Below are 18,342 nucleotides of genomic sequence, written 5' to 3'. Positions count from 1 at the left end.
GGAGCCCGCCATGAGCTACACCCACACGATCACCGTCCCGATGACCTATGATCAGGCCGTGGAGGCCACCCGCTCCGCTCTGGCCGATCAGGGCTTCGGGATCCTCACCGAGATCGACGTCAAGGCGACCTTCACCAAGAAGCTCGGCACGGAGTCCGGCGAGGCGGTCGGGGACTACATCATCCTGGGCGCCTGCAACCCGACGCTGGCCAGCAAAGCCCTCGCCGCTGAGGCGCGCTGCTGCCCTGCAACGTCGTGGTGCGCCGCGCCGCTGCTGACGATCAGGCCATCGTTGATGCGATCGATCCGCAGACCATGGTCCAGCTCAGCGGGTCGGCAGCGGTCCGAGAGGTGGCCGAGGACGCCGAGCAGCGCCTGCGCGCGGCCCTGGACGCGATCAGCGCCGCCGCGAAGAACTAACTGGCGCGCCGACCACGGAAGTGACCAGCGCGCCGAGCTCCGGCGGGCACCATCAGCGCGGGCCAGCCTCGACGTCCTGCGCGCTGCGCGGACGCGTGGCGGTGTACCAGCCGGCAAAGAGCAGCGCCACCAGCGCAAGGTCCACCACGTCCCCGCCGTAGTACATCAGCTGCGCCCCCACCTGCCCGTCTCCCCGTTCAACGCCCTGGGGCGGATGGGCATAGAGCCATTTTGCCAGGATCGAATGCGCGGCGATGAACAGAATCAGCACCGCCGAGCGCACCACCATCGACGCCCGGTGCGGATCCGGATCGATCCCGACCAGCGATGCCGTGAACACGTAGCCGACCACGAAGATGTGCAGATGGACCAGCGCGTAGGCCACCGGGGAGACATGCATGACCTGGAACAGATCGGTGGCGTAGAGCAGCCAGAGACCGCCCGCGTTCAGCGTGCCGGCGACCACCGGGTGCGTGAGCACGCGTGCGCCGGGGCTGCGCAGGACCCGGGTCAGCACTCGGGCCGCCTGCACCGGCAGGCCACGCAGCGCCAGAGTGACCGGCGCGCTGCGCACCAGCAGCAGCGGGGCGATCATGCCCAGCAACAGGTGCCCGAGCATATGGGCGGTGAAGCTGACATGTGCCACGCTGGCCACGGGGCCGAGCAGCCCGGCCGCAGCGCAGACCAGCCCCAGGTAGAACAGGACGCTGCGGTGCAGGGGCCAGGGGCTGCGACGGCGTGCCGACCACAGTGCCGCGGCATGACCGACTGCTGCGAGCACCAGGATCAGCACGACGACGACGTCGAGCGCGACCCAGACCAGCGGATCGGCAGGGGCGAGGCCAGTGAAGCCATCCGGGTGGTGGCCCTGATGACTCATCAGCGGCTCGTCAGCATGCAGGCGCGATCATCCAGGCCCCACCCTCAGGCCGGAACTTGTGTCGGACGGGTATGGCGCAGCAGGAGCAGCCCGATCAGCAGCAGCACCATAGCCGAGCCGATCCAGGTCAGGTCATAGACGAAGAGGTCCACCCCGTAGCGGATCTGGTGGATCCTGAGCAGCTTGTGGAAGACGACTCCGTCGAAGAGCTGGAAGAACCCAATACCGGCGAGGACGGCACCGGTCCAACGCGCCCAGTGCACTTCGGCGCGGCGGCGGACGTCGGCGAGCAGGAACAGACCCCAGACGGTGATGAACCAGCCGACGGCATGGAAGAAGCCGTCGATGGTCAGCGCGACCTCGGTGGTGGAGAGGTCATAGAAGTGGTGCCACTGCAGGGCCAAATGGAAGATGAACAGGTCAATCATCGAGGCGGCGATCCCCGACCCGAACAGCATCCCGGAGAGCACCGTCCGCCGGTTGAACCGCGCCTTCGAGAATGTGTTCACAGGACCCAGCGTAGACCTCGCTCGCCGACCCGGGGGTGGTCCCACGTGAGACTAGGCATGGCGCGCTGAGCACTTCCCCGCGAACTGGGGCCGCAGGCGTAGGTGGCCGGCCGCCGTAGTGATCTCCGGGGTCCAGAGCGACCACGGGGCTGGCCGGCCTCCGCCACGATCAGTCGCTGATGATCACCCCAGGGTTCGTGCTGAGTCGGATTCCTTTGCGCTTTCGGAGCTGGCGGAGGATGGACCGACCAGGAAGGATCGCAGCGCCGCATTGACGTCTTCCGCGTGGGTCCACAGCAGCCCGTGCGGTGCGCCTTCGATCTCGATGTACTCCGCGCTCGGCACCGCCTCACGGAAGCGCCGTGCGGTGGCGTCGATGGGCAGGATGTTGTCGGCCGTGCCGTGCAGGATCAGGACTGGCTTCTCGCTGGCTCGGACGGCTTCGACGTCCTCACGGAAGTCTTCGATCCAGGATGAGACCACGGCGTAGGCGGCCACCGGTGCGCTGGCGATGGCGACGTCCCAGCTGCCGGTGACAGCCTCTTGGCTGATCCGCGAGCCGAGGTTCTCGTCCAGGTTGTAGAAGTCGGAGAAGAACTGCGTGTACCAGGCGTACCGGTCGCTCTTCGCGGCGGCCTCGATGCCGTCGAAGACCTCCTGGGGCACACCTTCGGGATTGTCATCGCGGGCGACCAGGAAGGGCTCCAACGAGGCCAGGAACGCGAGCTTCGCCACCCGGTCATGTCCGTAGCGGGAGACGTATCGTGCAAGCTCCCCGGTGCCCATCGAGAAGCCCACGAGAACTGCGTCATGCAGATCGAGGGTGGTCATGACGGTGTCGAGGTCGGCGGCGAAGGTGTCGTAGTCGTAGCCGGACCCCACCTTGGACGACTTGCCGAAGCCGCGCCGGTCGTAGGTGATGACCCGGTAGCCGTCAGCCAGCAGTTCGCGCGTCTGTTTCTCCCAGCTGTGCCCGTTGAGCGGGTACCCGTGGATCAGGATGATCGGCTGACCATCACCCTGGTCCTCGTAATGGAGGTCGATCGGGGTGGAGTTCTCTTCACCGACGGTGATGTATCCCATGGCTGCTCCATTCGTGAGAAGACCTGCGATCCAGCGTGATCGCCGTGGCACCAGATTCTCAGCGCCGCGGAGCAGCTCGCGTCGGTAGACACTACCTAAGTGGGTGCTCAGCAGTTGGGCTGGGCAATGCCGACGGGCTGCCGGAGGATGGTGCGCAGCTTCTCGGGGGCGGTCCTGCGCGGGTCGCTGAGGTAGATCTCGTGGTGCTTTCCTGTGGGTTCAAGGCCTTGGCCCGGGATGAACTCCTCGTGCATGGGTTCGAGGGTCCTGGGCTCCTCTTCGAAGGGTCCCACGTGCAGGGTCTGGACGCAGCGGCCTTCGGTGAGCATCTCGAGACGGGCATCCTCGAGCCTGGCGGGGGAGGGCTTCGCCCGTACCGCCTCGACCGCGGCGTCAAACATCAGCTGGTCGATCCACTCTGGGACGAGGATCATCAGCGTCCACTGCCACTTCGACTTGTCACGGGCGCTGGTGAAGGCGGTCATGTCCTCAGCCCACCAGAGTCCTTCCAACGGTGGGACCACATAGTCGCGGTCCAGCTCCCGTCTGCTGGTGAACTTGAGGGTGTACGCCAGGGGGTAGAGCGCCTCCAGTGCGGCCGAGTATTCGAGCGAGGTGTTCGGGTCACCGCGTCCATCGACCATCAGATACTGCAGCGAGGGCAGGTCGATGACCTGACAGTGACCAGGCTCGGCGCTATAGCTGGGCAGCGTCTTCTTGAAATCGATCTTCTCGGTCACAGTCTGCTCGCTTCCGAAGGTGGCAGATACGGAACAACCTAGGCTTCTTCGCTGACCTGCTCAAGACTTCCTCGGAGGGCCGCCGACTCGCCATCACGGACCGCCGGGGACCTGGTGTCCTATGTGATCGGGTTGATCTTTCAGGTTTTGCCCAGCTAAAAACATGTTTCTGATAGGGAATGGTTGGTGAAGTCGGAAACGATTCTCCACCACAAGGCGTCGGTACTCATGAGTTCGGCGTGACGCACTCTCTCCGAAGGACGTGGCATGACTCAAGCTGATCTGACTTACCGAACACTGGGCCGCAGCGGAGCCGTCGTCTCAGCTCAGGCGCTTGGCACGATGACATTTGGGGCAGAGGCTGACGAGGCGACCTCCCATTCCCTCCTCGATGCCTACGTCGCCGGGGGCGGCAACTTCATCGATACTGCCGACGTCTACACCGCAGGCACCAGCGAGGAGATCATCGGTCGCTGGCTCGCTGCTCACCCAGACGAGGCCGCACAGATCGTCCTCGCGACCAAGGGCCGCTTCCCGATGGGCCAGGGCCCCAACGATCTGGGAACCTCGCGCCGGCACCTGCGGGACGCGCTGGATGCGTCCCTCCGGCGGCTGGGAGTCGACCATATCGATCTCTACCAGCTGCATGCCTGGGACGCGATCACCCCGTTGGACGAGACGCTGCGCTTCCTCGACGACGCCGTCACGGCTGGCAAGATCGGCTACTACGGGTTCTCCAACTTCACCGGCTGGCAGCTCACCAAGGCCGTGCAGCTGGCTGAGCGGCACGGTTGGGCGCTGCCGGTGACCCTGCAGCCTCAGTACAATCTTCTCGTCCGCGGCATCGAGCACGAGATCGTCCCAGCAGCTCTTGATGCGGGGATCGGACTGCTGCCATGGTCACCGCTGGGCGGCGGATGGCTGAGCGGGAAGTACCGCCGAGACGAAGCACCGACAGGTTCGACGCGACTCGGAGAGAACCCAGAACGTGGCATGGAGGCCTGGGAGAAGCGCAATGCCGATGATCGCACCTGGCGGATCCTCGATACAGTCTCCGCCGTAGCCGAGGAGCAGGATGCCTCCCCGTCGCAGGTCTCGCTGGCGTGGCTGAAGGCCCAGCCCGCCGTCACCTCCGTGATCCTCGGGGTTCGTACGTTGGAGCAGCTTCGGGACAACATGGCGGCTGATTCTCTCGAACTGAGCGCTGAACAGCTCGAGCGGCTGACCAGCGCCAGCGAGCCCGAGATGGAGGACTACCCCTACGGAACGGCCGGCATCCAGCAGCGCCATCGCAAGCTCAGCGGGGGACGCTAGTCCTCAGTGGCGCAAGCTTGCGTCATTGGCCGGGCCGGTTCCTCGCACCAGGTCCTGGTCCATTGACCATGTCCCGACGACAGGGTGTTGACTTGCTGTATGAACCAGGAATTGACGGACAACACTGGGGCGCCGGTCACGGTCAGACTTGAGCTGGTGAGACCCGTCAGCGCCTTCACCGTGGATCTCGCCGATGCCCGAGGCGTCGGCAGGGCCGACTTCATCGACCCTGCCGACGCTGATCGTCAGCGGATCTTTTTCCACACTGAAGTCGATGAGCAGTTCGCCGGACGCGGTCTGGCGGGGATCCTGCTGCGCGAAGCCCTCGCAGACAGCATCCGCAACGGCCTCACCGTGGTCCCGGTGTGCCCATTGTTTGCCCGACATCTGAAGAAGCACGGCGAGGAGTTCATCGGCGACGGCGGCGCGTGGCGCGCCGCCACGCGCGAGCACATCGCCACGGTGTCACGCCTCGCCCACGTTGATTCCTGAGAGGTCATTGCCATGCCGATGTGTGACCTCATGAAGTGCCCGCCTCCTGCTCGGCAGCCCGCGTTGCTGAACAAGGGCGCACAGGAGGATGGATGCAGCCCCTGATCCCGGACTACCTCGACGAGGTCCTGGCCGCTGTGGCGCCCAGTTCCTCAGGAGAGACCGCGAGCTACATCCCCGAGCTCGCAGCTGCGGACCCCGAGCGGCTCGGCGCCGTCTTCGCCACTGTCGACGGCGAGGTCTACGGCGCCGGGGACGTCGATGTGGAGTTCACCATCCAATCGATCTCGAAGCCGTTCGCCTATGCACTGGCCCTCTCAGATCGCGGGTTCGCTCCTGTGCTCGAGAAGGTGGGAGTCGAGCCCTCCGGAGAGGCGTTCAATGAGATCTCCCTCGAACGTGACACCGGGCGCCCGCGCAATCCGATGATCAACGCCGGCGCGATGACCACTCACTCTCTCGCCGGGGCCGAGGGCATGAAGCCCGCCGAGCGAGTGGAGCGCGTCATCCGTTGGCTATCGGCCTTCGCGGGGCGTGATCTCGAGGTCGATGAGACAGTGTGCGCCTCGGAGATGGAGAGCGCCCATCGCAACCTCGCGATCGCGCACATGCTGCGCAGCTACGGGATTCTCACCGAGGATCCGAGGGGAGTGGTGGACGGCTATATCCGCCAGTGTTCGGTGCTCGTCTCCGCGCGAGATCTCGCAATGATGGCAGCAACTCTGGCCAACCGGGGGATCAATCCGCTTTCTGATGAGCAGGTGGTGGACCAGGCGGTCGTGCGCCAGGTTCTGAGCGTTATGGCCACCTGCGGCATGTACGACGCGGCGGGGGACTGGGCGACCCAGATCGGCATACCCGCGAAGAGCGGCGTGGCTGGAGGGCTGATCGGCGCCCTGCCCGGTCAGCTCGGGATCGCCACCTTCTCGCCCAGGTTGGACTCGCATGGAAACAGCGTTCGCGGTGTGTCGCTGTTTGAGCGATTCTCATCCGACATGGGGCTCCACGTGATGGAGGTGCCACCTGCGGGCAGGGAGGTCGTGCGATCCAACCGTGTGCGAGGCGAAGGCCCAGACAGGACGCGAATCCTCAGACTCCAGGGTGGGATCCGCTTCGCGGGGGCCGAGCGGATCGTCCGCGAAGTCTTGGACAGCGCTCTTTCGGAACCCCGTGTGGTGCTCGACGTCTCTCTGGTCCACTCGATCGACGACGTGGCACGGCGCATGCTGCTGGAGGTCGCGCGTCGACTCTCCCTTGACGGTCACCAGGTCGTCCTCCTCGACCCGGAGACGATCATTCCAGAGCCGGATCCCGGCGACGGCGGTTCGCTCACCGTGGTGCATGAGCCTGAAGAGGCGCTGAATCCGGGGGTGGCGGACCGCTGGGAGCGAAGCGACTGGGGTCAACGCTTATCGTGAGTTGAAAGAAGCGCAGCCGATTGCACGAGACACTCCCAAGTCCAACGAACTCGCCGGGTTCGGAACGGTACTCCCTGACGTCATCTGCCGAGCTGCTTCCCGCTTTCTTGACTCGCCGCTATTGTCATATCAGGGCACGGTGTCCTGCTATGAGGAGGCCGCACGTGCCATGAAGAATAGAAGTGTCGGGTCACGGATTCGCCGGGTGTTCCTATGGACGATGATCGGCTCCTTTTGTCTCGCGGCGGCGGCCGGGATCTTCGTCCTGATCGGCGTGAGCTTCGACGAGACCGGGGCGCGGGTGCTGGGTACGACCTTGACGGTGGGGCTGTTCAGCCTGGCGATGTTGTGCTGCGGCGCGGTCTTCAACCGAAAGACCCAACTGGTGGGCATCGTCGGCGTGGTCGTCTGTCTGCTCACCCTCGGCTGGAGCATCTTCCTCATCTGGTCCGAGGGGTATCACGAGTGGAATGTCTACCAGGTTCTGCTCTCCGGGATCACGTTCACCGTGGCCTTCAGCTTTGCGAGCCTGGTCCTGGCCTCCGCTACCCAACGCGACAAGCTTGTCCGCAGCCTGCTCTGGTCTTTCCTGGTGTTGATCACCGTGAGCATCTTGCTGACGTTGCTGCTCATCTGGGACGAGGGGTGGGAAGGGGAATTGTTGCCCCGCGCCTACGGCATCGTCCTGATTCTGGCCGTCCTCTGCGGGGTAGTGGCTCCGCTGCTCTCGAGTCTTCGAAACCGCGGCGGCCCGTCCGAGGCAGTGAGCGACCACGGCATCCCGAACAGGACCCTGGCCGTGCCGACAGATGGGGGAGCACTTGATCCAGCCCTCGTCGCCGCGCTCCAGCATGAGGCATCGATCCGTGGCGTCACGGTGGCGCAACTCGTCGAACCGCTCCTGAGAGGTCACCGGTAGGGGCGGGTGCAGGAGCCTCCCAGCCGTGAACTGGCGTGTCCGGTACCGCAGACGGACTGCGGTCGAGCGTCGAAGACCACAGCGACGCCGTAGGCGGCCATTGAGTTGACCCTGTTGCAGGGACAGGGTGTTACGGCACGAGACTTGGAGCGGTCTCCGCAGTGGAGTTCCCGCAGAACGTGGGCGCCATGATCCTGGACGGGGCCTTCGACCCGACCCTCGGCTCGCAGGAGCGACTGCTCACCTCATATGTCGGGTTCCAGGACTCATTCGAGTTGATGGCTGCGGCCTGCGCCAGCGAGGCAGACTGCCCCCTCGGGACGGACCCGACAGGCTGGACCGCGGCGCCGCAGGAGATCCTTCGTCCCCTCGTCAACAACCCTGTACCGGAGGGGACACCGAGTTGGACTTCGATACCGGGGTCGGGGGAGTGATGAGCGGCTTGTACAGCCCCGACCTCTGAGGCGACACTCACCCCTGAGGACCTCGCGCAACTCCGCGAAGACATGTTCACACACGCGCCGAAGATGGACCCGGGTGTGGCTTCAGAGGAACCTACGCGGGACAAGTGCGCGGACTTCCCCGTCACCGGCCAGCTGGAGTTCCCGTATGCGCAGGACATTCGAGGTCTTCCGCCGACTCTCGTAGTCTCACTCACGGACGACCCGACGACCCCGTACTCCGGTGCTGTTGCGCTCGCCGAGTCGATCGGCAGCACCCTGTTGACGGTCGAGGATCAGGGGCAGACCGTCATTGCGAGGGGCCTCAACGACTGCGCCGACGCGATCGCTGCTGCCTACCTCATCGACCTCGAGCTCCCCGAGGGGGCACCGATGTGTGCCGCCGAGAAGTAGCCCGTCGACGGCGTCGTATCAGGCGCGATGCCAGCCCTCAGCGCTTGACGAGAGCTTCCTCCGATCACGAGAAACCTCAGCCACCCGCCACCGGTGCGCGCCCAGCCGCGACCGTCCCTCGGCCGGGCGACCAGACGGGGTCATCACGCGGGCCGGCGGGTGGACCACACGGCGAGCCCGACGAGCGCGGGCTGGAAGAACAGTCGCACCAGCCGCTTGCGATCGGTGTCCAGTCCGAACCCGTCACGCCTGTGCACGTACTGCGCGATGTTGCCGGGGAAGACCGCGGCGAAGAACACGCCCGCGGCAGTTCCGACCAGCGGGCGGTGCTCACGGGAGAACAGCAAGGCCGTGCCCAGCCCGATCTCAGCCACACCGGACGCCAGCACAGTCGTGTCAGGGTCCAGCGGGAGCGACTCCGGGACCTGGGCGCGGAACTCCTCGCGGGCCCAGGCCAGGTGGGAGATCCCGGCGAAGGTCAGAGCGGAGCCGAGGAGGATTCGACCGGTGGTGCGTGCAAGGGAAGCCATGGCCTCAGAGTAGCGCCGGAACCAGCCACGAGCGCCGGATGAGGGGTTTTCACTCTGCAGGCGAAACGGTGGGCCCTGCCGGGATCGAACCGACGACACCCGCGGTGTAAACGCGGTGCTCTACCAGCTGAGCTAAAGGCCCGTGCCCAGAAACCGCTGAGTCAGCGCGATCTGGTGCAGCAAGAAGTGTAACAACCCGCGCGTGCGGCTCAGGACCGGCCGCGGGAAGCCTTCAGCCGAGTCTGCTCGGCGGCATACAGGGCCGCCCCGACGATGCCCGCGTTGTTCTGCAGCGCCGCGACCTCGACCTTGGCCCGCAGATCCTTGATCTCGGGAAGGAAGTCTTCGCTGCGCTTGGAGATCCCGCCGCCGATGATGAACAGCTCGGGCGACTGCAGCCGCTCCACATGCTTCAGGAACCGGTTCAGCAGTTGGCCGTACTCATCCCAGGGCATGTCGGAACGCTCGCGGGCCGCGGCTGAGGCCTTCTTCTCGGCCACCTCGCCCTCGAACTCCAGGTGGCCCATCTCGCTGTTGGGGACCAGCACGCCGTCGTGCACCAGGGCTGACCCGATGCCGGTGCCCAGGGTGATGGTCATGACCGTCCCCTCGAGCCCCTTGCCGGCGCCGTAGCGCGCCTCGGCGAGACCGGCGCCGTCGGCGTCGTTGAGGGTGTGGATCTGACCCGGCAGGTGGCGCAGCAGCTTCGCGGCGTCGGTGTTGATCCAGGACTCGTCGATGTTCGCCGCGGAGAGCACGATGTTCTTGTCCACGATCGCGGGGAACAGCACGCCCACCGACAGCTCTTCCAGCGCGGGCGCCTTCTCCCGGGTCAGCAGCTCATCGAGGATCTCTCCGATCACCTCGGCCACCGCCTCTGGCGTCGCCGGCTTCGGAGTGGGGATGCGGAACCGCTCACCGGTCAGGGTGCCCTTATGCAGGTTGACGAGCCCGCCCTTGATGCCGGTGCCGCCCACATCGATGCCGATGGCCCGCTTGGGAAGGTCACTGATGGTCTCGCTGGCGGAACCGAGGGACTGGGCAGCCAGGGGCTGCTCGTGAGAAGTGCTCATAGTGGTGCAGTATCTCCGTGCTGTGGGGGAGGGGACCGGACTCAGGCGCCCGAAGGCAGCGTGAGGATCTCGGCGCCGTCATCGGTGACGACCAGAGTGTGCTCGAACTGCGCGGTGCGCTTCCGGTCGCGGGTCACGGCTGTCCAGCCGTCCTCCCACATGTCCCAGTGGCGCGTACCCAGGGTGAGCATCGGTTCGATGGTGAACACCATTCCCGGCTCCATCAGGCGCGCGTGGTCCGGTGCTGCATCGAAGTGCGGGATCACCAGGCCGGTGTGGAACGCCTTGCCCACGCCGTGGCCGATGAACTCGCGTACGACACCATAGCCGAAACGTTTTGCATAGGACTCGATGGCGCGACCGATCACGTTGATCGGACGGCCCGGCTTCACTGCTCGGATCGCGCGCATCATGGCCTCCTCGGTGCGCTCGACCAGCAGCCGCGACTCCTCGTCGACCTCGCCGACGTAGAACGTGCGGTTGTGGTCTCCGTGCACTCCATCGATGAAGGCGGTGATGTCGAGGTTCACGATGTCACCCTCGGCGAGCACCGTGGTGTCGGGGATGCCGTGGCAGATGACCTCGTTGACCGAGGTGCAGATCGCCTTCGGGAACCCGCGGTAGGACAGGCAGGACGGGTAGGCCCCACGCTCGGTGAGGTACTGGTGTGCGTAGGCGTCGAGCTCCTCGGTGGTGACCCCTGGGCGGATGAGCTGGGAGGTCGCGACCATGGCGTCGGCGGCCAGCTGGGCGGCACGGCCGATCCGCGCGACGGTGGCGGCGTCGTAGACCTCCTCGCCGGTGTACTCCGGCGGCGCTTCGAGGCCGACATAGTTGGGCCGTTGGATGTGCGCCGGGACCGGGCGCTCAGGTGACACCGCGCCCTTGGTGAGCGTGCCCACGGGGGCATGGGAAGACAGGGGAGTGGACTGCGGGGTAGCCATGGGATTCATCCTATCGGTCGGGCATGGGGCTGTTCAGCCCGTCCTGTTCAGCTCGTCGTGACGTGTCGCCGGGGGCGCAGCTGCAGCGCCAGCGCCACCACCGCGATGCCCACGATCACGCTGATCGCCACGGGCAGCGAGGACCCCTGGGTCATCACCCCGATGGCCGGGGAGAGACTCAGCATCACTGCGCGCATCGCCCAGCTGATCCAGGTCACTCCGCTGTGCGCCGGCAGGCCGGGGACCCGATCGGCACGGGCGAAGGCCAGCGGCACGGTGACCGCACAGCCGAGTCCTGCCACCGCCAGCCCGACCAGCGTCAGCGCGACACCGGGAGCCCAGGCGGCGCCGAGGAGTCCGATGATCACTGCGGAGAGGCTCAGGATCAGCGAGCTCCGTTCGCCGAGCCGGTCGATCACCCGGTCCCCGATCATGCGTCCGACGAACTGGGCGGAGAGCAGCACAGAGAGTCCGACGCCGGCCGAGGCGGCGTCCATGCCGCGCTCGGTCGATAGCAGCACCGCAGACCAGTTGTTGCCGACATCTTCCACCGAGATCCCGGCCAGCGCGATGAGCGCGAGGGGGAGCAGGATCTTGATCGTGGACCAGCCGGAGGGCCGGGCCGGGGTCTCTGCGTCCTCAGGCTCAGCCTCGGGCTCAGGCATGAACCCCCTGGCCGAGAGCGTCATGGCCAGCACGCAGATCAGCGTCCAGACCGCCATATGGGTCACCAGCGGGACCGCGAGCACTGCGGCGAGGGTCCCGACGGCGCCGCCCAGCGCCGCGCCGATGCTCCACCCGGCGTGCATCGAGTTCAACAGCGACCGCCGGTACGCCGCTTGGACGCGCAGCCCTTGAGAGTTCTGGGCCACGTCTACTGCGGCATCGCCGAAGCCGGTGATCAGCAGACCAGCCACCACTACCCAGGGATTGCCCAGCGCCACCCCGGCTGCGGCGAGGGTCAGTCCGCCGCCCATCCAGAGCGTGCCGAAGCCCGCGGTGCGTGCGACTCCGATCCGTCGGTTGATCACTCCGGGCATATGCAGGGCCAGTGTGCCGCCCAGACCAAAGCCGACCACCACCAGCCCGAAGATCGCCGGGCTCAGGCCCAGCGCGTCCTTGACCTCGGCGTAGCGGGCCAGCAGCGAGGCTGGCAGGGCGCCGTTGGTGGCGAAGGCGGCCATGGTGGCCAGACGGCTGCGTCGCAGGGAGCGGGCGCGCCGTCGTCGTCGGTCTGCGACGGCTGTCGCCGAGGGTGGGGTGCTCGCATGCATGAGCAGAAGTCTGACACGACACCGCCACGCACGCCCTGGAGGAGGTGAGAGTCCACGCCGGGGCGTATTCTGTGCGCATGAGCACCGAATACTGGTTCAATGTCCGCACTGGTCAGGTCGAGGAGGGCGCGCAGTCCTCCTGGAGTCAGCTGCTGGGTCCGTATCCCACCCGCGAGGCCGCCTCGGAGGCGCTCAAGCGCGTGCAGGAGAACAACGAGGCCTGGGATGAAGAGACCGAGGAGCGCAAGAAGCGCTGACCTTCCCGACGTCGTGCAGGTGCGGGCAAGGACCGTGGAAGCTGACGCCTTGAGCTATCCCTCGAAGCTGTGCTCCGGGGCCGGGAAGGTGCCGGCGCTGACATCCTCTCGGTATGCCGCGGCCGCCTGCCCGACCACCTCGCGCAGGTTCGCGTACTGCTTCACGAAGCGCGGGACCCGCCCGGACCCCAGTCCGAGCATGTCCTGCCAGACCAACACCTGACCTGTGGTGCCGTTGCCGGCGCCGATCCCGATGGTCGGCACGCGCAGCGCCCGGTCCACCTGGGTGGCCAGCTCGGCGGGCACCATCTCCATCAGCACGCAGAACGCGCCTGCGGCCTCCAGCGCCAGGGCGTCATCGATCAGCGCCTGCGCGGTCTCGCCGCGTCCCTGGACCCGGTAGCCGCCGAGCGCGTGTTCGGACTGCGGGGTGAAGCCGATGTGAGCGATCACCGGTATGCCCGCGGCGACCATGGCGCGGATATGTTCTGCCATCGCCGCGCCGCCCTCGATCTTCACCGCCTGGGCCCCGGCCTCCTTCATGAATCGGACCCCGGTGGCCACCGCCTGCGCCGGGGAGGCCTCGTAGCTGCCGAAGGGCAGGTCCGCGACGACGAGCGCGCGACTCGCGCCGTTGACCACGGACGTGGTGAAGACCAGCATCTCGTCCACCGTGATCGGAAGGGTGGAAGAGTGGCCCATCATCACGTTGGAGGCGGAATCGCCCACCAGGAGCAGCTCGATCCCTGACTCGTCGAAGATCGAAGCGATCTGCGCGTCGTAGGCGGTCAACATGGAGAATCTCTGGCCGGCATCCTTGAACTGCTGAAGGTGCACGGTACGTACCCGCTTGGGGCTGATCGGCTCGGACATGTGATCAGGCTACCCAATCCTGTGCGGCCCCCGGTCAGCGCGCCCCAGCCGCAGAACGCGCTGCACACCGTCCACCCAGGAGTAGTTGGGTAGAGTGGTCCCGGCGACACCCACTGCATTTCAGGAGGCTTCAACGTATGGATCGACAGCAGGAATTCGTACTGCGCACCATCGAGGAGCGCGACGTCCGCTTCGTGCGCCTCTGGTTCACCGACGTGGTGGGCTCGCTGAAGTCTGTGGCACTGGCTCCGGCCGAGGTCGAAGGCGTCTTCAACGAGGGCCTGGGCTTCGACGGATCCTCGATCGAGGGCCTCTCCCGCGTCTTCGAGTCCGACATGCTGTTGCGCCCGGACCCCTCCTCATTCCAGATCCTGCCCTGGCGCGGCGAGGAAGAGCCGACCTCGCGGATGTTCTGCGACATCCTCACCCCTGATCAGGAACCCGCCGCCGGGGACCCGCGCAACGTGCTGCGCCGCCAGCTCGACGTCGCCGGGGAGATGGGCTTCACCTGCTACACCCACCCCGAGGTCGAGTTCTACGTGCTCGAGTCCCAGGAGCTCAACTCCGACGGCGAGCCGGTCCCAGTGGACCAGGCCGGCTACTTCGACCACGTCACCGGCAGCGTCAGCCAGGATTTCCGCCGCCACACCGTGAACATGCTCGAAGCCGTGGGCATCTCGGTGGAGTTCAGCCATCACGAGGCTGGCCCAGGCCAGAACGAGATCGACCTGCGCTACGCCGACGCGCTGACCACCGCGGACAACATCATGACCTTCCGCACCGTGATCAAAGAGGTCGCGATCATGCAGGGCAAGTACGCCAGCTTCATGCCCAAGCCCTTCTCCCAGCACCCGGGCTCCGGCATGCACACCCACTTCGGGCTCTTCGAGGGCGACACCAACGCGTTCTTCGCCCCGAACACCGAGTACAACCTCTCCACCACCGCCCGGCAGTTCATCGCCGGCGTGCTGCGCCACGCACCGGAGTTCACCGCGGTGACCAACCAGTTCGTGAACTCCTATAAGCGCCTCTGGGGCGGGGGAGAAGCGCCCTCGCACGTCTCCTGGGGCCACAACAACCGGTCCGCGCTGGTCCGGGTGCCGCTGTACAAGCCCACCAAGGGCGGCTCCGCAAGGGTGGAGTTCCGCGGCATCGACTCCGGCGCGAACCCCTACCTGGCCTACGCCGCCGTGCTCGGTGCCGGGCTCAAGGGCATCCGCGAAGGCTACGAGCTGATGGATCCGGTGGGTGAGGATGTGTGGTCCCTGACCACCTCCGAGCGCAAGGCGCTGGGCATCAAGCCGCTGCCGGGCACGCTGCACGAGGCGCTGCGCCAGATGGAAGACTCCGAGCTGATGGCCGAGATCCTCGGCGAGCAGGTTCTGGAGAACTTCCTCCGGAACAAGCAGCAGGAGTGGGACGAGTACCGGGTGAACGTCTCGCCCTTCGAGATCAAACGGTACCTCGGCCTGATCTGATCGTGGCTGACTCTGCGCTGACCCGCCGGGAGCTCATCGCTGCCGGCTTCCAAGAGCTGGAGCGGGCCTCCGGGTTCCTTGACGACGAGCATCTCGCCGGGCTGGAGCGGAACGTGCTGCTCAAGACCCTGCACTATGCGCCCAATCCCGATCAGGCGCTGCTGCTCCTGATCCGGCTGGTGGAGCGCGCCGGGGACGTCTGTGACCTCTTCGAAGTGGTCACCGACGGGGTCTACCTGCGCGCGGTGCCGCTGATCCGGCTGCTCGGCGCCTCCCAGGCGCTGGGCGAGTTCCTAGTCCGCCGCCCGGAGAACTGTGACCTGCTCTTCAGCATCGCCGACACACTGGAGGCGGACCGGGATCAGCGCCAGCACAATCACGCCCCCGACGACGACGCGGCCATCGCCGTCCCGGAGATCACCGAACCCGAGGTGCTGCGCGACCGGCTGATGGAGTCCGTGCATGCCGAGGCATCAGCGGAGCGACCCACTGCGGCGCTGGACGTCGAGTTCACCGCCAAGGTCGCCGGCGTCGCGCTGCGCCGTGCCTACCGGCGCGAACTGACCGCGCTGGCGCTGCGCGACCTCAGCGCCAGTGACCCCGCGGCCTATCAGCCGATGGTCTCCCGGCAGCTCTCGGACCTGGCCGCCGCCGCCATCGATGCCGCGCTGGCGGTCAGCCGGGCCGAGCTGACCCACCGCAACGGGCGCACCGCGGAGACCGTGGAGCTCGCCGTGATCGGCATGGGCAAGTGCGGCGCCCGCGAGCTGAACTACATCTCCGACGTGGACGTCATCTTCGTCCACCGCGCCTCCGCTGACATCGACTCCGCCGCCGCGCGCAACACCGCGGTGGCCATGGCTTCTGGGATCTCGAAGGTCATCAACGGCACCGGCCCCGAGCCCGGGCTGTGGGAGGTGGACGCGAACCTGCGCCCCGAGGGCCGCGAGGGAGACCTCTCCCGCACCCTGGAGTCCCACCTGGAGTACTACAAGCGCTGGGCCCACGGCTGGGAGTTTCAGGCGCTGCTCAAGGCCCGGCCCATCGCCGGGAGCCGCAGCCTGGGCAAGGACTACATCGACGCCATCTGGCCGCAGGTCTGGACCTCCTCGGCCCAGGAGAACTTCGTGGAGAACGTCCAGCGGATGCGCCGACGGGTCTTCGACAACATCCCCGCCGACGAGGTGGAGCGGGAGATCAAGCTCGGCCGTGGCGGGCTGCGCGACATCGAATTCACCGTCCAGCTGCTCCAGCTGGTCCACGGCCGGGTCGATGAGTCCCTGCGCGTGCGGGACTCGCTGACCGCCATCGAGATGCTCGAGGCCGGGGAATACGTGGCCCGCACCGACCGTGACGCGATGTCGCGCTGCTACCGGATGCTGCGCCTCTACGAGCACCGGATCCAGATGAGCAACATGCGCCGGACCCACCTGATGCCGGTCAAGCCCGATGAGGTCCGCGCGCTGGCCCACTCTGTGCAGCCGCCGAACCGGCGTCGTCGTCCTGCCGGGGACGAGGTGCTCCACCAGTGGCGCGAGATCGCGCGGGAGGTCGCCAGCTTCCACGAACGCATCTTCTACCGTCCGCTGCTCTCGACCACCGCGGTGCTCTCCGATGAAGAGGTCCGACTCACCGCCAAGGCGGCACAGGACCGGCTGGCCGCGCTGGGCTACCACGATCCCGCCGGCGCGATGCGCCACATCTCCACGCTGACCTCCGGGGTGTCCCGCCGGGCGAAGCTGCAGCGCCGGATCCTGCCGATGATGCTGGGCTGGTTCGGCGAGGGCGTGGACCCCGACGGCGGGCTGCTGGCCTTCCGGCGGCTCAGCGAGTCCCTCGGTCAGAGCCCCTGGTACCTGACCATGCTGCGCGATTCCTCCGTGGCGGCCGAGCGACTGTGCCTGGTGCTCTCGGGCTCCCGGTTCATCTCCGACATGCTCGAACACTCGCCGGAGTCCACGAAGTGGCTCGGCGACAACGCGGCCCTGGCCCCGCGCAGCTTCGACGCGCTGTGGAAGGAGATCAGCAACAAGATCACCCGGCACAAGGGGGACCCCGAAGCTGCCATGCGACTGACCCGTCTGGTCCGCCAGCGCGAGACGCTGCGGGTCGCGATCGGCGACGCCGTCGGGCTGCTCGAGATCTCCGAGGTCGGCACCGCGCTCTCCGATGTGGACCGGGCCGCGACCCTTGGTGCCATGCGGGTGGCCGAGTCCGAGGTCTGGCAGGCCGAGGGTCGGCACGCCGACCTGGCGGTGATCGCGATGGGCCGCCAGGGAGGACGTGAGATCGGTTATGGCTCAGACATGGATGCGATGTTCGTCCATGACGTCGCCGAGGGCGGAGACCCGAAGCTCGCTGACGCGCAGGCGCAGAAGCTTGCGATGCGGGTCAGCGCCCAGCTCTCCAAGCCGCTGAAGCCCGCCATCCGCGGGGAGTTCCCGCTCAAGCTCGACGCGGACCTGCGGCCAGAGGGCAAGCAGGGTCCGCTCTCGCGATCCCTGGAGTCCTACACCGAGTACTACCGGCGCTGGATGGACGTCTGGGAGCGTCAGGCGCTGCTGCGCGCCCGGCCGATCGGCGGCGACGATGACCTGCTCGACGGGTTCATGGAGCTGGCCGACTCCGTGCGCTACGGGGCTCCGCCGAGTGCCTCGCAGATCCGCGAGATCCGCCGGATCAAGGCCCGGGTGGAGTCCGAACGGCTGCCCCGCGGGGCTGATCCGTCCCGGCACGTGAAGCTCGGCCGCGGCGGTCTCAGTGATGTGGAATGGCTGGTGCAGCTCGTCCAGCTTCAGCACGCCCACGCCATGCCGCGGCTGCGCACCAGCGCCACGCTGGTCGCGCTCGACGCGATGGTCGACGAGGAGCTGATCAGCCCGCTCGACGCCGAGCAGCTCGCCGAGGCCTGGAAGCTCTGCACCCGGGTCCGCTCGGCCACCACCGTGTGGAGCGGCAAGACCGCCGACGTGTTGCCATCAGCCCGCCGCGACCTCGACGCCGTCGCCCGCTGGTGCGGGTTCCCCTCGGGGGGCAGCGCCGACTTCGAGGACCACTATCTGCGCACCACCCGTCGCTGCCGGCAGGTCTACGAGCGGCTGTTCTACGACGAGGTCTAGCTGTCGACGACGGCTCAGGGCCTCGGATGCCCCGGGTCGCTGGGCACTGGGTCGGATGATGATCTCGTTGACATCCACCCCGTCCCCGGCGCTGACGCAGTAGCCGATCACTGCCGCGATCGCGGAGGCGGGCAGCAGATGGACGCGCTACTCGCCCATGAACCT

Annotated in this window: 17 protein-coding genes, 1 tRNA gene and 1 pseudogene; 9 read left to right on the top strand and 10 right to left on the bottom strand. The window is 67.0% G+C overall.

Features of this window, described 5'->3' with window-relative positions:
* Positions 1-10 precede the first annotated feature (10 nt).
* Positions 11-420 (top strand): annotated as a pseudogene (locus ACHAA4_RS02145) (DUF302 domain-containing protein).
* 52 nt (positions 421-472) lie between these two features.
* Here ACHAA4_RS02145 and ACHAA4_RS02140 read toward each other — a convergent pair.
* The 4 genes from ACHAA4_RS02140 to ACHAA4_RS02125 form a co-directional block, all read right to left on the bottom strand.
* Entirely contained in the window at positions 473-1,300 is an 828-nt protein-coding gene (locus ACHAA4_RS02140; RefSeq protein WP_435772542.1) for a cytochrome c oxidase assembly protein, read from the bottom strand.
* A gap of 44 nt (positions 1,301-1,344) precedes the next feature.
* Positions 1,345-1,758, bottom strand: coding sequence for a DUF2243 domain-containing protein (locus ACHAA4_RS02135; RefSeq protein ID WP_435772973.1), 414 nt, complete (start codon positions 1,756-1,758; stop codon positions 1,345-1,347).
* Positions 1,759-1,992: 234 nt separating this feature from the next.
* Entirely contained in the window at positions 1,993-2,892 is a 900-nt protein-coding gene (locus ACHAA4_RS02130; RefSeq protein WP_435772541.1) for an alpha/beta fold hydrolase, read from the bottom strand.
* Positions 2,893-2,999: 107 nt separating this feature from the next.
* The gene (locus ACHAA4_RS02125; RefSeq protein ID WP_435772540.1) at positions 3,000-3,632 is read right to left on the bottom strand and encodes a GyrI-like domain-containing protein; all 633 of its coding nucleotides are present in this window, start codon (positions 3,630-3,632) and stop codon (positions 3,000-3,002) included.
* Positions 3,633-3,914: 282 nt separating this feature from the next.
* On the opposite strand from ACHAA4_RS02125, the gene ACHAA4_RS02120 reads away from it, so the two are divergent.
* The 5 genes from ACHAA4_RS02120 to ACHAA4_RS02100 all read left to right on the top strand — a co-directional run bounded on the left by ACHAA4_RS02120 (position 3,915) and on the right by ACHAA4_RS02100 (position 8,629).
* Positions 3,915-4,946 carry an aldo/keto reductase gene (locus ACHAA4_RS02120; protein WP_435772972.1) on the top strand — a complete coding sequence of 344 codons (1,032 nt, stop codon included), beginning with the start codon at positions 3,915-3,917 and terminating at the stop codon, positions 4,944-4,946.
* A 156-nt stretch (positions 4,947-5,102) separates the two neighbouring features.
* Positions 5,103-5,438, top strand: a complete 336-nt coding sequence (locus tag ACHAA4_RS02115; protein WP_435772539.1) for a GNAT family N-acetyltransferase — start codon at positions 5,103-5,105, stop codon at positions 5,436-5,438.
* A gap of 92 nt (positions 5,439-5,530) precedes the next feature.
* Positions 5,531-6,856, top strand: a complete 1,326-nt coding sequence (locus ACHAA4_RS02110; protein ID WP_435772538.1) for a glutaminase — start codon at positions 5,531-5,533, stop codon at positions 6,854-6,856.
* Between the two features lie 220 nt (positions 6,857-7,076).
* Entirely contained in the window at positions 7,077-7,775 is a 699-nt protein-coding gene (locus ACHAA4_RS02105) for a hypothetical protein (RefSeq protein WP_435772537.1), read from the top strand.
* A 539-nt stretch (positions 7,776-8,314) separates the two neighbouring features.
* A complete protein-coding gene (locus ACHAA4_RS02100) occupies positions 8,315-8,629 on the top strand; it encodes an alpha/beta hydrolase (RefSeq protein WP_435772536.1) in 315 nt (104 codons plus the stop codon).
* Positions 8,630-8,772: 143 nt separating this feature from the next.
* Here the strand turns inward: ACHAA4_RS02100 and ACHAA4_RS02095 are convergent, their stop codons facing one another.
* The 5 genes from ACHAA4_RS02095 to ACHAA4_RS02075 all read right to left on the bottom strand — a co-directional run bounded on the left by ACHAA4_RS02095 (position 8,773) and on the right by ACHAA4_RS02075 (position 12,450).
* A complete protein-coding gene (locus ACHAA4_RS02095) occupies positions 8,773-9,159 on the bottom strand; it encodes a DoxX family protein (protein ID WP_435772535.1) in 387 nt (128 codons plus the stop codon).
* A gap of 69 nt (positions 9,160-9,228) precedes the next feature.
* Positions 9,229-9,301, bottom strand: a tRNA-Val gene (locus ACHAA4_RS02090).
* Positions 9,302-9,368: 67 nt separating this feature from the next.
* Positions 9,369-10,232: a polyphosphate--glucose phosphotransferase gene (gene ppgK, locus ACHAA4_RS02085; RefSeq protein WP_435772534.1), complete on the bottom strand. Its 864-nt coding sequence runs from the start codon at positions 10,230-10,232 to the stop codon at positions 9,369-9,371.
* 41 nt (positions 10,233-10,273) lie between these two features.
* Complete coding sequence (gene map / locus ACHAA4_RS02080) at positions 10,274-11,176, bottom strand: type I methionyl aminopeptidase (RefSeq protein ID WP_435772533.1); 903 nt, start codon at positions 11,174-11,176, stop codon at positions 10,274-10,276.
* A 47-nt stretch (positions 11,177-11,223) separates the two neighbouring features.
* Entirely contained in the window at positions 11,224-12,450 is a 1,227-nt protein-coding gene (locus ACHAA4_RS02075; RefSeq protein ID WP_435772532.1) for an MFS transporter, read from the bottom strand.
* Between the two features lie 77 nt (positions 12,451-12,527).
* Between ACHAA4_RS02075 and ACHAA4_RS02070 the strand changes: the two genes are divergently transcribed.
* Positions 12,528-12,707 (top strand): hypothetical protein, encoded by a 180-nt coding sequence (locus ACHAA4_RS02070; RefSeq protein WP_106123159.1) that lies wholly within the window; start codon positions 12,528-12,530, stop codon positions 12,705-12,707.
* Positions 12,708-12,761: 54 nt separating this feature from the next.
* On the opposite strand, the gene panB is transcribed toward ACHAA4_RS02070, so the two are convergent.
* Positions 12,762-13,580: a 3-methyl-2-oxobutanoate hydroxymethyltransferase gene (gene panB, locus ACHAA4_RS02065; RefSeq protein ID WP_435772531.1), complete on the bottom strand. Its 819-nt coding sequence runs from the start codon at positions 13,578-13,580 to the stop codon at positions 12,762-12,764.
* Between the two features lie 137 nt (positions 13,581-13,717).
* Between panB and glnA the strand changes: the two genes are divergently transcribed.
* Positions 13,718-15,058 carry a type I glutamate--ammonia ligase gene (gene glnA, locus ACHAA4_RS02060; protein WP_435772530.1) on the top strand — a complete coding sequence of 447 codons (1,341 nt, stop codon included), beginning with the start codon at positions 13,718-13,720 and terminating at the stop codon, positions 15,056-15,058.
* A gap of 2 nt (positions 15,059-15,060) precedes the next feature.
* On the top strand, positions 15,061-18,177 hold the full coding sequence (locus ACHAA4_RS02055) for a bifunctional [glutamine synthetase] adenylyltransferase/[glutamine synthetase]-adenylyl-L-tyrosine phosphorylase (protein ID WP_435772529.1): 3,117 nt from the start codon (positions 15,061-15,063) through the stop codon (positions 18,175-18,177).
* Positions 18,178-18,342 lie beyond the last annotated feature (165 nt).

It is taken from the genome of Nesterenkonia maliinae, from assembly GCF_051262655.1.
Taxonomy (GTDB): Bacteria; Actinomycetota; Actinomycetes; order Actinomycetales; family Micrococcaceae; genus Nesterenkonia.
This window is presented reverse-complemented; position numbering and strand designations above follow the sequence as displayed.

Excerpts from the sequence above, each read along its gene's own strand:
- panB (WP_435772531.1), bottom strand. The coding sequence starts at position 13,580 with ATGTCCGAGCCGATCAGCCCCAAGCGGGTACGTACCGTGCACCTTCAG.
- ACHAA4_RS02130 (WP_435772541.1), bottom strand. The coding sequence starts at position 2,892 with ATGGGATACATCACCGTCGGTGAAGAGAACTCCACCCCGATCGACCTC.
- ACHAA4_RS02095 (WP_435772535.1), bottom strand. The coding sequence starts at position 9,159 with ATGGCTTCCCTTGCACGCACCACCGGTCGAATCCTCCTCGGCTCCGCT.
- ppgK (WP_435772534.1), bottom strand. The coding sequence starts at position 10,232 with ATGAGCACTTCTCACGAGCAGCCCCTGGCTGCCCAGTCCCTCGGTTCC.
- ACHAA4_RS02135 (WP_435772973.1), bottom strand. The coding sequence starts at position 1,758 with ATGCTGTTCGGGTCGGGGATCGCCGCCTCGATGATTGACCTGTTCATC.
- ACHAA4_RS02140 (WP_435772542.1), bottom strand. The coding sequence starts at position 1,300 with ATGAGTCATCAGGGCCACCACCCGGATGGCTTCACTGGCCTCGCCCCT.
- glnA (WP_435772530.1), top strand. The coding sequence starts at position 13,718 with ATGGATCGACAGCAGGAATTCGTACTGCGCACCATCGAGGAGCGCGAC.
- map (WP_435772533.1), bottom strand. The coding sequence starts at position 11,176 with ATGGCTACCCCGCAGTCCACTCCCCTGTCTTCCCATGCCCCCGTGGGC.
- ACHAA4_RS02110 (WP_435772538.1), top strand. The coding sequence starts at position 5,531 with ATGCAGCCCCTGATCCCGGACTACCTCGACGAGGTCCTGGCCGCTGTG.
- ACHAA4_RS02070 (WP_106123159.1), top strand. The coding sequence starts at position 12,528 with ATGAGCACCGAATACTGGTTCAATGTCCGCACTGGTCAGGTCGAGGAG.
- ACHAA4_RS02105 (WP_435772537.1), top strand. The coding sequence starts at position 7,077 with ATGATCGGCTCCTTTTGTCTCGCGGCGGCGGCCGGGATCTTCGTCCTG.
- ACHAA4_RS02075 (WP_435772532.1), bottom strand. The coding sequence starts at position 12,450 with ATGCATGCGAGCACCCCACCCTCGGCGACAGCCGTCGCAGACCGACGA.